Origin of the sequence: Pantoea sp. UBA7232 (genome assembly GCF_002473195.1) — a bacterium.
In the GTDB taxonomy this organism is placed as follows: domain Bacteria; phylum Pseudomonadota; class Gammaproteobacteria; order Enterobacterales; family Enterobacteriaceae; genus Pantoea; species Pantoea eucrina.
Genome location: NZ_DKTK01000001.1, coordinates 16,711 through 29,001, shown reverse-complemented (window position 1 = coordinate 29,001; position 12,291 = coordinate 16,711). Strand labels below are relative to the sequence as shown.

Genomic DNA, 12,291 nt, shown 5'->3' with positions numbered 1-12,291 from the left:
TTTACCGATCAATCTTCATCGGCAGAAAAGTTTTTACGCGTTTTTACCTGCGCCATACTCTCAAGAATACGGTGGTAATTATCAAAGCGCGACGCGTTGATCAGGCCATTCTCTACCGCTTCACGGATTGCGCAGCCGGGATCGGTATCGTGCTTGCAGTCGCGGAACTTACAGCTGCCGAGAAATTCGCGGAATTCGATAAACCCGCGGGTAACCTGTTCCGGCTCAAGATGCCACAGGCCAAATTCACGCACTCCGGGTGAGTCGATTACATCGCCGCCGTGCGGGCAGTGGTAAAGACGTGAGGCGGTCGTGGTGTGCTGACCCAGTCCGGACACATCCGACACATCATTGGTCAGAATCTCACTGCCGGCAACATCCAGTCCCAGCAGCCGGTTCAGCAGGCTCGATTTACCCACGCCTGACTGGCCGGCAAAAATGCTGACGCGCCCGGTCAGTGCCGCTTCCAGATCTTTCAGGCCATCCTGTGCGTAGCTGGAGACCATCAGCACGCGATAGCCGATATGGCGATAGATATCCATCTGCTCATCAACAAACGCACGCGCGTCACTATCCAGCAGATCGATCTTGTTGAGTACCAGTAACGGCTCAATACCCAGCGTTTCGCTGGCGACCAGATAGCGGTCGATAATATTGAGCGAAAGCTCCGGCAAAATAGCTGACACGATCATGATCTGATCGATATTGGCCGCGATAGGCTTTACGCCGTCATAAAAATCGGGGCGGGTCAGCACGGTTTTACGCTCGTGTACCGCTTCAACGATACCTTTACCGCCATTTTCATTCGCTGCACGCCATACAACGCGATCGCCGGTAACCAGCGAGCGGATAGTGCGGCGGATATTACAGCGATGCACTTCGCCCGCCTGGTCTTCGACATCTGCGTGCATGCCAAAGCGGCTGATCACCACGCCCTCAGACGCATCGCCAAACAGGCTATCATCAGGCTCCGGTTTTTCACTCCGTTGCTGCAGACGACGCTGATGGTTTGCGCTTACGCGACGTTGTTGACCCTTCGACAGTTTATTTTTGCTCACGCATCCTCTCACGCTTTCGCCAGGCTTCGCCCCGCTGGGCAAAACGTCTATGATACACCTTAACGCGGTCGAATGACGACACTGGCAACGGATGGAAAATAGATGACAGCTGGAAACGAAAATAACCTGATCTGGATCGACCTTGAAATGACCGGACTCGATCCGCTTCGCGATCGCATTATTGAGATCGCGACGATCGTTACCGATGCAAACTTAAACGTGCTCGCTGAGGGGCCGGTACTGGCGGTGCATCAGTCTGATGAGCAGCTGGCCCTGATGGATGAGTGGAACGTGCGGACCCATACCGGCAGTGGCCTGGTTGAGCGGGTCAAAACGAGTCAGTATGACGATCGGGCGGCAGAACAAGCCACGCTGGCGTTTCTGCAGCAGTGGGTGCCTGCCAACACTTCACCGATTTGCGGCAACAGCATCGGTCAGGATCGCCGTTTTCTGTTTAACTATATGCCAGAGCTGGAAGCCTACTTCCATTACCGCTATCTGGATGTCAGCACGCTGAAAGAGCTGGCGCGACGCTGGAAACCGCAGATCCTGCCGGGCTTTAAAAAAGCGGGTACGCACCAGGCGCTGGATGATATTCGCGAGTCAATCGCGGAGCTGGCGTACTATCGCGAGCATTTTTTGCAGCTTTAACGGCCTGAAATGCACAGTAAAGCATCATTTTGTCGATTAAATCAGCAAACGCGCTGAAAGCGCAAAATTTTGCGATAAGAGGCTTGCGGCAAAAACGAATTCTCGTATAATGCGCACCCCGTACCGATGAAGAATTTCGTGTGGTGCGCAGCAGTAAAGCATCAGCGTTTATCCCTCCGCGTGAAAGTTACGCCGGTTCAGATAGTCGCGATGATGATGCGGGAATAGCTCAGTTGGTAGAGCACGACCTTGCCAAGGTCGGGGTCGCGAGTTCGAGTCTCGTTTCCCGCTCCAGATTTAAAGATGTAGTCAGATACCAATATCAGATGTTTTGCTTTGCCGCATAGCAGCAGGCTGAATATCAACGATAATGCGGGAATAGCTCAGTTGGTAGAGCACGACCTTGCCAAGGTCGGGGTCGCGAGTTCGAGTCTCGTTTCCCGCTCCAGAATCTGTTTTGTAGTAACCTCTTTGCGGGAATAGCTCAGTTGGTAGAGCACGACCTTGCCAAGGTCGGGGTCGCGAGTTCGAGTCTCGTTTCCCGCTCCAGTTTTCTTATTCACGATTGTTTCCTGCCTGCGGGCGTCATCAGACATTAAGCACTGCTTTTGCTCTTTCTGCAGTCTGCGTTGTTCTGAACATTACACACGCTGTGTCAGCGTCGATATTGCCGATGGTTTGCTGCATACCGCTGCAAGTTATCCACAATTTGTCCGTGCCTGAAAGGCGGCGTTATACCCATCATGCAAAACCCTTTTAAACAGAGTTATCCACAAGCTCTGGCTCGACGCCTGCGCGTTATTCAGCAAATATAAGTTTACAGTTTACATTCAAGTAATTGTTTTTATTATATAAATCACTATTTCATTATGTTAATGGTCTCTATAGACCACGCATGCTTGTGCGTCACTATTTTTATAAAAAAATCTTATGCACAGCGTGTGGACAAGCCTGTGTGCAGCAGATGCGCTCAATCATGCATCACGTGTCAGACCCTTTTCCACGGCGCGGACTAAACGCAGCGTTTTCGCAGGCTGCACCTCAATAACTTCAGCTGCGCGCTTCTGCTGCTGCTGATCCAGCGCCCAGTCAATATGCTCATCCAGCAGCGGATCTTCACCGCGTCGCTGCTGCAGCGCCGCCACGCATTCATCTGACCAGGGGGCATTGCCCAGCGCCACGGCAATGTTGCGCAGCCAGCGCAGATGACCGATTCGCCGGATTGCCGAGCCTTCCGTCACGCGCAGAAAACGCGCCTCATCCCAGCCAAACAGCGCGGTCAGCTCTGGCGCATGCAGTACCGCACGCGGTGAAAAGTCCGCTTCATCCGTCAGCTGGCTGTAGCGGTTCCAGGGACAGATCAGCTGGCAGTCATCACAGCCATAAATACGGTTGCCGATTAGCGGGCGAAACGCTTCAGGGATGGCGCCTTCCAGCTCAATGGTGAGGTAGGAGATACAGCGCCGCGCATCCACAACATAGGGCTCCACAATGGCCCCGGTCGGGCAGATTGTCATGCAGGCGACGCAGCGGCCACACTGCTCCTCCTGGGGAGCATCAACCGGCAGCGGCAGATCGATCAGCAGTTCACCGAGAAAAAACCATGAGCCTGCTTCACGATTCAGAATCAGTGAATGTTTTCCGGTCCAGCCGAGGCCCGCTTTCGCCGCCAGCTGCCGCTCCATTACGGGAGCGGAATCCACAAACGGGCGAAAATTGAGTTCACTGCAGTGCGCCTGGATCATTTCTCCGAGCTTTTTCAGACGATTGCGCAATACTTTGTGATAGTCGCGACCCAGCGCATAGCGGCTAACGTAGCCAAGCTGAGGATTTTTCAGGGTTTGGGCAAAAGCCGCTTTTGCAGGCAGATAGTTCATGCGGACGCTGATCACCCGCAGCGTGCCGGGCAACAGTTCATGCGGACGCGCACGCATCATGCCGTGACGCGCCATCCATGCCATCTCACCGTGATACTGCTTGTCCAGCCACGCCTGGAGCTTTGGCTCTTCGGCACGTAAATCGGTGTCGCAGATGCCGACCTGCTGAAAGCCGAGGTCGCGGCCCCACTGTTTAATCTGTTGAGCAAGCTGTTGAAGATCGAGAGGGTATGACATGAGAAACCAGGCAGTTGATGCAAACGCGCGCAGTTTATCACACTCTGTCTGGCCTGCGCAGGCCATGGCGCAGCTGGAGCAGGATGCAGCAGACAGCCTGGGGCTGACGCTTTATGAACTGATGCAGCGCGCCGGTCAGGCGAGCTTTACCCTGGCGCGCCAGAGCTGGCCAGAAGCCGGGCACTGGCTGATCCTGTGCGGCCACGGCAACAACGGCGGTGATGGCTACGTCATTGCGCGGCTGGCTCAGGCAGCCGGTATGGCGGTCACGCTGCTGGCGTGTGAGGGCAGCAGGCCGCTGCCTGATGAAGCACGGCAGGCGCGCGAAGCCTGGCTGGACGCAGGCGGCGAGATCCATGCCGCAGACAGCCCGTGGCCGGAGCAGGTCGATTTAATTGTGGACGCGCTGCTGGGCACCGGCCTCAGCCGCGCGCCCGCGGCACCTTATGCACCCCTGATTGAAGCGATCAATCAGCACACCGCGCCGGTACTGGCTATCGACGTGCCGTCCGGCTTACTGGCGACGACCGGTGCCACGCCAGGTGCGGCGGTTGTCGCCAGTCGCACGCTGAGCATGATTGCGCTGAAGCCGGGTCTGCTGACGGGAAAAGCACGCGATCATGTCGGTGAGCTGCGCTGCGATACGCTGGGCCTTGATGCCTGGCTCAGCGGGCAACAGGCGCCTGTCCGGCGCTATGCAGCGGAGCACCTGACGCGCTGGCTTAAACCGCGCCAGGCGACCTCGCATAAAGGCGATCACGGACAGCTGCTGATTATTGGCGGCGACAGCGGTACTGCCGGCGCCATCCGTATGACCGGCGAGGCGGCACTACGCAGCGGTGCCGGACTGGTGCGCGTGCTGACGCAGGCTGATAATATCGGTCCGCTTATTACCGCACGTCCTGAGCTGATGGTTGATGCATTTACGCGCGAAAAACTGCATAACGCGCTGGCGTGGGCGGACGTCGTGGCGATTGGGCCGGGTATGGGACAACGCGACTGGGCACAGCAGGCGCTGCAGCAGGTCGCGGCCTGTGAAAAGCCCATGCTTTGGGATGCAGATGCGCTTAACCTGCTGGCAATCAATCCGGATAACCGTCAGAATCGCATCATTACGCCGCATCCCGGCGAAGCGGCCCGGCTGCTCGGAGTAAAAACCAGTGAAATCGAGCACGATCGCCTGCAGGCCGCGCAGACCCTGGCCCGGCGTTATGGCGGAGTCGTGGTTCTGAAAGGCGCCGGTACGGTCATTGCCAGCGCCGCGGGCGATATTGCCATTGCTGATGTCGGTAACGCCGGTATGGCGTCGGGCGGCATGGGCGATACGCTGAGCGGTATCATTGCGGCCCTGCTGGGCCAGCAGCTTTCGCTGTTTGAAGCCGCCTGTGCGGGCTGCGTGGTACACGGCGCAGCGGCCGATGCAGTTGCCCGTCAGCACGGAACGCGCGGTATGTTAGCCACTGATTTGTTTGAGCAACTGTGGCAGTTTGTTAATCCAGAGATGATGCAATAATAACGCATGAAAACCTGTGTAATTTCTTTGCCCGATGAGGCGGCAACCCTGAAAATGGGTGCGCAACTGGCTCGCGTTTGCAGCAGCGCGGCCGTTATTTATCTGTATGGCGATCTGGGCGCCGGTAAAACGACGTTCAGCCGCGGCTTTCTGCAGGCGCTCGGTCATCAGGGCAATGTTAAAAGCCCGACCTATACGCTGGTTGAGCCCTATGAGATTGGCGATCGTACCCTCTATCATTTCGACCTCTATCGCCTGGCCGATCCGGAAGAGCTGGAGTTTATGGGTATCCGCGACTATTTCAGCGGTGAGGCGCTCTGTCTGGTTGAATGGCCGCAGCAGGGCGCAGGCTTTCTGCCCGAGCCCGATCTGTCACTGACGCTGCGTTATGCAGAAACGGGGCGTGAAGCAGAAATCACGGCGGTTTCCGCACACGGCGCCGTGCTGCTGGAGCAGATGCAGCAGGGAGATCCGGCATGAAGCCACGGATAAAAAGCATCGTGCTGGTCGTGCTCTGCCTGTTTTCCGCTACGTCATTTGCCGCCACGCTTTCAGATATTAAAGTTGAGAACGGGGCGAATCAGGCAACGGTGACGCTCAGCTTCAACGGCCAGCCGGTATACGGTTTTTTTCCGCTGCATAACCCTGACCGGGTGGTGCTGGATATTCGCCAGAGCGGCACGATCAAAGGGCTGCCGCTGAGCTTCAGCGGTGAAAACATCGTGCAGCGCATTCGCAACAGCCAGCCTAAAGATGCCCAGAGCATCCGGCTGGTATTTGATTTAAACCAGTCCACTAAAACGCGCGCTGCGACGCAGCGTGACGGCAATAATTATCGCGTGGTGTTTACCCTGCGCGGCACCCGGCCGGTAAACCGCAGCAGCACCGCAGCCGCGCCGGTTACCGCTGCGCGCCAGAGCGCCAGCGTAGCCAGCAGCCAGGGCAATCCGTTTGATGGCAATCCGGTCACCGCGGTGACCAACAGCAACACCACGATACGTCCGGGCGGCGCGGTTACCCTTAACGATGCGGTGATTGTGGCCATTGACGCCGGTCATGGCGGGCAGGATCCGGGGGCGATGGGGCAGCGCGGGCTGCGGGAAAAAAACGTTACTATCGCCATTGCACGCAAGCTTAAAGCGCTGCTGGATCGGGATCCGATGTTTAAACCGGTGCTGACGCGCAACGGCGATTACTTTATCTCGGTGATGGGACGTTCAGAGGTTGCCCGCAAAGAGAACGCCAATTTGCTGGTCTCTATTCACGCCGATGCGGCGCCAAACCACTCGGCAACCGGCGCTTCCGTCTGGGTGCTGTCAAACCGGCGCGCCAATAACGAAATGGCAAACTGGCTGGAGCAGAAAGAGAAACAGTCTGAGCTGCTGGGCGGAGCGGGCGATCTGCTGGCGAACAGCCAGGCCGATCCCTATCTCAGCCAGGCGGTGCTGGATCTGCAGTTTGGCCACTCGCAGCGCGTCGGTTATGACGTAGCGGTCAAAGTTCTGCAGCAGTTACGCGGCATCACGCCGCTGCATAAACGGTTGCCGGAGCACGCCAGCCTTGGCGTGTTGCGTTCACCCGATATTCCATCTTTACTGGTTGAAACCGGCTTTATCAGTAACGCCGGGGAGGAGCGGCTGCTTGGCAGCAGTGCGTACCAGGAAAAAATTGCGCTGGCGATCCATAAAGGCCTGCGCAGTTATTTCCTCGCACATCCGTTACAGTCCGTCCCAAAGCAGGAAAACCGGCCGCTGGACAGCGCACCAGCGGTTAGCGTCGCCAGCAATCCCGCCAGCGGAACCGTACAGTATACGGGCGTGACGCAGCGCCACACGGTAACGCGCGGCGAAACGCTGTCGGGAATCGCCGCAAAGTATGGGGTCAGCATGGCGACGCTGCGCGATCTCAACAACCTGAAGCGCGACGTGGTCTGGGTGGGGCAGCGCCTGAAAGTACCTGCCGGCAGCCGCGTCAGCACGACGGCTGCACGCCCGGCGCGCCACAAAGTGGTTCGCGGTGATTCGCTGACGGCCATTGCCGTGCGTTACGGCGTGAGTCCGAAAGCGATTATGCAGGCCAATAATATGAAGTCAGACAATGTAATGCTGGGACAGAATTTAAAAATTCCTCAATCCTGATCGCTGGCCTTCGGGCCAGCAAGCTACAAGGATCACCACCATGCCTATACAGATTTTACCGCCGCAGCTGGCAAACCAGATTGCCGCTGGCGAAGTGGTTGAGCGTCCGGCATCGGTTGTAAAAGAGCTGGTGGAGAACAGCCTCGATGCCGGCGCAACGCGTATCGATATCGATATTGAAAAAGGCGGAGCCCGGCTGATTCGCATTCGCGATAATGGCTGCGGTATTCCCAAAGCAGAGCTGGCGATGGCGCTGGCGCGTCACGCTACCAGTAAAATTGCGTCGCTGGACGATCTCGAAGCGATAGCCAGCCTTGGCTTTCGCGGTGAAGCGCTGGCCAGCATTAGTTCAGTTTCCCGTCTGACGCTGACCTCACGCACCGCCGATCAGCAGGAAGCGTGGCAGGCGTACGCCGAAGGGCGTGATATGCAGGTCACCGTTAAGCCGGCGGCCCATCCGGTGGGAACCTCGCTGGAGGTGCTGGATCTGTTCTACAACACGCCGGCCCGGCGCAAATTTATGCGCACGGAAAAAACGGAGTTCACCCATATTGATGAAGTGATCCGTCGCATTGCGCTGGCGCGTTTTGACGTCGCGATTTCGCTCACGCACAACGGTAAACTGGTGCGTCAGTACCGCGGCGTGACGCAGACGTCGCAACAGGAACGACGTCTGGGCGCGATCTGCGGTACGGCATTTATGCAGCATGCGCTGCGTATCGACTGGCAGCATGACGATCTGGCGCTGCGCGGCTGGGTAGCCGATCCGGCTGGCGCGCGGCAAACTCCGGACCTGCAATATTGCTACGTCAACGGTCGTATGATGCGCGACAAGCTGATCAACCATGCCATCCGCCAGGCCTGGCAGGCCCAGGGGGGCGACGATCAGCAGCCTGCCTATGTACTCTATCTGGAGATCGACCCGCATCAGGTTGATGTCAACGTTCATCCTGCCAAGCATGAAGTGCGCTTTCACCAGTCGCGACTGGTGCATGACTTTATCTGGCAGGGCGTGATGAGCGTGCTGCAGGCGAGCCGCAGTGCGGAGCTGCCGGAAGTCGCGGCAAAAGAGCCTGCTGCACCGTGGCAGCCAGAGAACCGTCAGGCCGCCGGCGGTAACCATTTTGCTCAGCCTGCCGCTGCCCCATCCCGGCCTGACGACGCCGCCGCCAGCCCGCGCGATCGTGCGCCCGCCCGCAGCGGAAACGCGGGCGCAGGCTGGCAGCATAAAGAACCCGCGTATCGCGCTCGTGAGGGCGCCGCGTATCAGCAGCTGCTGAAGGCGCCCTCAGCCGCACCCGCGGCACCGACACCGGCTCCGGCAGCCCCACAGAGAACGCGCGAGCCTACAGCTGATGCACCGCTGGCCGCGCACGCGCAGAGTTTTGGTCGCGTGCTCAGCGTCGTCCGCGAGCGCTATGCGCTGCTGGAGCGGGGCGCAGCGCTCCAGCTACTCTCGCTGTCCGTCGCTTCGCGCTGGCTAAAACAGGCGCAGCTTCAGCCGGGGGAGGAGGGGCTGCGGCCGCAGCCGCTGCTGATACCGGTACGCCTGAAAATTGCCGCCAGTGAGCAGGAGGTCATTACCACCCGGGCTGCGCTGCTGCAGCAGATGGGTATTGATTTGCAGCGGGATGGGCAGCATGTCACCCTGCGCGCGGTGCCTTTACCGTTAAGAACACAAAATTTACAAATCTTGATTCCAGAACTGTTAGGCTACCTGGCCCGGCAGCAAGAGGTTTCTGCGTCCATGCTGGCTCAGTGGCTGGCACGTCGTGAGGATGCAGAGGAGCCACACTGGAATCACTCGCAGGCGATTGCGCTACTGGCGGAGCTGGAACGGCTCTGTCCGCAGCTGCTGAAGTCGCCGCCTTCAGGTCTGTTACAGACCCTGGATATTGAGAGCGCGATTAACGCGTTAAAGCATGAGTGAACTAAACCAGGCTGGCCGGCCAAAGGCTATTTTTTTGATGGGGCCAACCGCCTCCGGCAAAACCGCGCTGGCCATTGCATTACGCCAGCAGCTGCCGGTAGAGCTGATTAGCGTTGACTCCGCCCTGATCTATCGCGGGATGGATATAGGAACAGCAAAACCTTCAGCTGAAGAGCAGGCGCTGGCTCCTCACCGTCTGCTGGACATACGCGATCCGGCGGAGAGTTATTCTGCCGCTGAATTTCGTCGCGATGCGCTGGCAGAAATGGCGGAGATTACCCGGGAAGGTAAAATTCCGCTGCTTGTTGGTGGAACCATGCTCTACTTTAAGGCGTTGCTTGAAGGGTTGTCGCCGCTGCCCCCGGCCGATCCGCAAATACGTCAGCAAATAGAGCAAACGGCGGCTGAACAAGGGTGGGAAACCCTGCACCGCCAGCTGTGTGAAATCGATCCGGTCGCCGGCAGTCGTATTCATCCGAATGATCCGCAGAGACTTTCGCGAGCACTGGAAGTTTTTTTTATTTCGGGTAAAACTTTAACGGAACTGACAAAAACGTCCGGTGAAGCGCTACCCTACGATGTGCACCAGTTTGCGATCGCTCCGGCGCATCGTGAAATGCTGCACCAGCGCATTGCAATGCGTTACGACCAGATGTTAGCGTCAGGCTTTGAGGCGGAGGCTCGTGCCCTTTTTGCGCGAGGTGATTTGCATACGGATATGCCTTCCATTCGTTGTGTCGGTTATCGCCAGATGTGGTCTTATCTTTCAGGCGAAATCAGCTATGACGATATGGTTTATCGGGGAATTTGCGCCACCCGGCAGTTAGCCAAGCGCCAGATGACCTGGTTACGAGGCTGGGAAGGTGTGCACTGGTTAGACAGTGATGCGCCTGAAACAGCCCGCGACACGGTACTTCAGGTAGTTAGTGCTAAGCAGGGCTGATTGTGTACAATTGATCGGTTAGCGTGCGCAAATTTTTACGCAGTTTTTCTGAACCACGGTTCTTAAGTAACAAACAACAAGCATATAAGGAAAAGATAGAATGGCTAAGGGGCAATCATTACAAGACCCGTTTCTGAACGCACTGCGTCGTGAACGTGTTCCGGTTTCGATTTATCTGGTGAACGGCATTAAGCTGCAGGGACAAATTGAGTCTTTCGATCAGTTCGTTATTTTACTGAAAAACACAGTGAGCCAGATGGTGTATAAGCACGCCATCTCTACCGTGGTTCCTTCGCGTCCGGTTTCGCATCACAGTAATAATGCGGGCGGCGGCGGTAGCAGTAACTACCACCACGGCGGAAGCAATCAGAGCGCTCAATCGCAGCCACAACAAGACGGTGATAGCGCAGAGTAAGTTTGCGTAGCCGTAAAGCCAGGGCCGGGGAGCAATCAGGTTTTCCCGTCCTGGTTATTTTATTTTAGCGAGGTTATAGCTTGTTTGACCGTTATGATGCCGGTGAGCAGGCCGTACTGGTACACATCTGGTTCTCCCAAGACAAAGAGCTGGAAGATTTGCAGGAGTTTGAAACTCTTGTCTCTTCTGCGGGCGTCGATGCACTGCAGGTCATTACCGGCAGTCGTAAAGCGCCACATCCCAAATATTTTGTCGGTGAAGGAAAGGCAGTTGAAATTGCCGATGCGGTAAAAGCGAGTGGAGCATCGGTCGTATTATTCGATCATGCCTTATCTCCTGCTCAGGAACGTAATCTCGAGCGTCTGTGCGAATGTCGTGTTATCGATCGCACCGGCTTAATTCTCGACATCTTTGCGCAGCGCGCCCGTACCCATGAAGGGAAATTGCAGGTCGAGCTGGCGCAGCTACGCCATCTGGCCACCCGCCTGGTGCGCGGCTGGACACACCTTGAACGTCAGAAAGGCGGCATCGGACTACGTGGACCCGGTGAAACTCAGCTGGAAACTGACCGGCGCTTGCTGCGCGGTCGCATCAGCCAGATCCTGTCGCGGCTTGAGCGCGTTGAAAAGCAGCGTGAACAGGGACGTCAGGCGCGTGCCAAAGCTGATGTGCCTACTGTTTCGCTGGTGGGTTACACCAACGCCGGAAAATCCACCCTGTTTAACGCGGTAACGTCTGCCAATGTGTATGCGGCGGATCAGCTGTTTGCCACGCTCGATCCAACCCTGCGCCGTCTTAATGTCGCCGACGTAGGCGAGGTGGTGCTGGCCGATACCGTCGGTTTTATCCGCCATCTTCCGCACGATCTGGTCGCGGCGTTTAAAGCAACGCTGCAGGAGACCCGCCAGGCAACTCTGCTGCTGCACGTCATCGATGCAGCTGATTTACGCGTTACCGACAACATTGACGCCGTGAATGAAGTGCTGGCTGAAATTGAGGCGGATGAGATCCCCTCGCTGCTGGTTATGAACAAAATCGATATGCTGGATGGGTTTGAACCGCGTATCGATCGCGATGAAGAGCAGCGCCCGACGCGCGTATGGCTCTCAGCGCAAAACGGCATCGGTCTGGAGCTATTGTGGCAGGCGCTCTCAGAACGGCTGGCAGGTGAGATTGCGCAGTATGAACTGCGTTTGCCACCTGAAGCAGGACGTCTGCGTAGCCGCTTTTACCAGCTGCAGGCGATAGAAAAAGAGTGGAATGAAGAAGATGGCAGTACGGGTTTGCAGGTGCGTATGCCGATTATCGACTGGCATCGCTTATGCAAACAGGAGCCGTTGCTAACCAGTTATATTGTTTGATATTGCCCAAACGCCTTTATCTGACACATGAGAATGGTGCTGTAAGTATGACTGCAGGCTGTCTGCGCCGGAACAGGGTTTCGCGGGCGCAACGTCAACTGCGCGCATGACCGGATGCTTACCTCTGTAGCGGATCCGGCGGCGGGCAGGCAGTTCACCACGCGGCGG

The 12,291-nt window shown here is 57.2% G+C and carries 10 protein-coding genes and 3 tRNA genes; 11 read left to right on the top strand and 2 right to left on the bottom strand.

Going from position 1 to position 12,291, the window contains the following annotated elements:
* Positions 1-8: 8 nt before the first annotated feature.
* The gene (rsgA, locus tag B4056_RS00155) at positions 9-1,058 is read right to left on the bottom strand and encodes a small ribosomal subunit biogenesis GTPase RsgA (protein ID WP_039380655.1); all 1,050 of its coding nucleotides are present in this window, start codon (positions 1,056-1,058) and stop codon (positions 9-11) included.
* Between the two features lie 102 nt (positions 1,059-1,160).
* Between rsgA and orn the strand changes: the two genes are divergently transcribed.
* The 4 genes from orn to B4056_RS00135 all read left to right on the top strand — a co-directional run bounded on the left by orn (position 1,161) and on the right by B4056_RS00135 (position 2,258).
* Complete coding sequence (orn, locus tag B4056_RS00150) at positions 1,161-1,709, top strand: oligoribonuclease (protein WP_039380653.1); 549 nt, start codon at positions 1,161-1,163, stop codon at positions 1,707-1,709.
* A 218-nt stretch (positions 1,710-1,927) separates the two neighbouring features.
* Positions 1,928-2,003, top strand: a tRNA-Gly gene (locus tag B4056_RS00145).
* 78 nt (positions 2,004-2,081) lie between these two features.
* Positions 2,082-2,157, top strand: a tRNA-Gly gene (locus B4056_RS00140).
* Positions 2,158-2,182: 25 nt separating this feature from the next.
* Positions 2,183-2,258, top strand: a tRNA-Gly gene (locus B4056_RS00135).
* 425 nt (positions 2,259-2,683) lie between these two features.
* Here the strand turns inward: B4056_RS00135 and queG are convergent.
* Positions 2,684-3,823 (bottom strand): tRNA epoxyqueuosine(34) reductase QueG, encoded by a 1,140-nt coding sequence (gene queG, locus B4056_RS00130; RefSeq protein ID WP_094111856.1) that lies wholly within the window; start codon positions 3,821-3,823, stop codon positions 2,684-2,686.
* On the opposite strand from queG, the gene nnr reads away from it, so the two are divergent.
* The 7 genes from nnr (at position 3,822) to hflX (ending at position 12,123) form a co-directional block, all read left to right on the top strand.
* The gene (gene nnr / locus B4056_RS00125) at positions 3,822-5,336 is read left to right on the top strand and encodes a bifunctional ADP-dependent NAD(P)H-hydrate dehydratase/NAD(P)H-hydrate epimerase (protein ID WP_113655511.1); all 1,515 of its coding nucleotides are present in this window, start codon (positions 3,822-3,824) and stop codon (positions 5,334-5,336) included. The genes queG and nnr overlap by 2 nt on opposite strands.
* A gap of 6 nt (positions 5,337-5,342) precedes the next feature.
* Positions 5,343-5,816 carry a tRNA (adenosine(37)-N6)-threonylcarbamoyltransferase complex ATPase subunit type 1 TsaE gene (gene tsaE, locus B4056_RS00120; protein WP_039380649.1) on the top strand — a complete coding sequence of 158 codons (474 nt, stop codon included), beginning with the start codon at positions 5,343-5,345 and terminating at the stop codon, positions 5,814-5,816.
* Positions 5,813-7,474, top strand: coding sequence for an N-acetylmuramoyl-L-alanine amidase AmiB (amiB, locus tag B4056_RS00115; protein WP_094111854.1), 1,662 nt, complete (start codon positions 5,813-5,815; stop codon positions 7,472-7,474). The genes tsaE and amiB overlap by 4 nt, the downstream gene beginning before the upstream one ends.
* Positions 7,475-7,514: 40 nt before the next feature.
* Positions 7,515-9,404, top strand: a complete 1,890-nt coding sequence (mutL, locus tag B4056_RS00110; RefSeq protein WP_288653418.1) for a DNA mismatch repair endonuclease MutL — start codon at positions 7,515-7,517, stop codon at positions 9,402-9,404.
* The gene (gene miaA, locus B4056_RS00105; protein WP_094112182.1) at positions 9,397-10,347 is read left to right on the top strand and encodes a tRNA (adenosine(37)-N6)-dimethylallyltransferase MiaA; all 951 of its coding nucleotides are present in this window, start codon (positions 9,397-9,399) and stop codon (positions 10,345-10,347) included. Before mutL ends, miaA begins: the two co-directional genes overlap by 8 nt.
* A 100-nt stretch (positions 10,348-10,447) precedes the next feature.
* Positions 10,448-10,762 (top strand): RNA chaperone Hfq, encoded by a 315-nt coding sequence (gene hfq, locus B4056_RS00100; protein ID WP_039380637.1) that lies wholly within the window; start codon positions 10,448-10,450, stop codon positions 10,760-10,762.
* Positions 10,763-10,842: 80 nt separating this feature from the next.
* Entirely contained in the window at positions 10,843-12,123 is a 1,281-nt protein-coding gene (gene hflX, locus B4056_RS00095) for a ribosome rescue GTPase HflX (protein WP_094112183.1), read from the top strand.
* Positions 12,124-12,291: the final 168 nt, after the last annotated feature.

Coding starts and splice junctions, on each gene's coding strand:
- orn (WP_039380653.1), top strand. CDS start 1,161: ATGACAGCTGGAAACGAAAATAACCTGATCTGGATCGACCTTGAAATG.
- nnr (WP_113655511.1), top strand. CDS start 3,822: ATGAGAAACCAGGCAGTTGATGCAAACGCGCGCAGTTTATCACACTCT.
- queG (WP_094111856.1), bottom strand. CDS start 3,823: ATGTCATACCCTCTCGATCTTCAACAGCTTGCTCAACAGATTAAACAG.
- tsaE (WP_039380649.1), top strand. CDS start 5,343: ATGAAAACCTGTGTAATTTCTTTGCCCGATGAGGCGGCAACCCTGAAA.
- amiB (WP_094111854.1), top strand. CDS start 5,813: ATGAAGCCACGGATAAAAAGCATCGTGCTGGTCGTGCTCTGCCTGTTT.
- mutL (WP_288653418.1), top strand. CDS start 7,515: ATGCCTATACAGATTTTACCGCCGCAGCTGGCAAACCAGATTGCCGCT.
- miaA (WP_094112182.1), top strand. CDS start 9,397: ATGAGTGAACTAAACCAGGCTGGCCGGCCAAAGGCTATTTTTTTGATG.
- hfq (WP_039380637.1), top strand. CDS start 10,448: ATGGCTAAGGGGCAATCATTACAAGACCCGTTTCTGAACGCACTGCGT.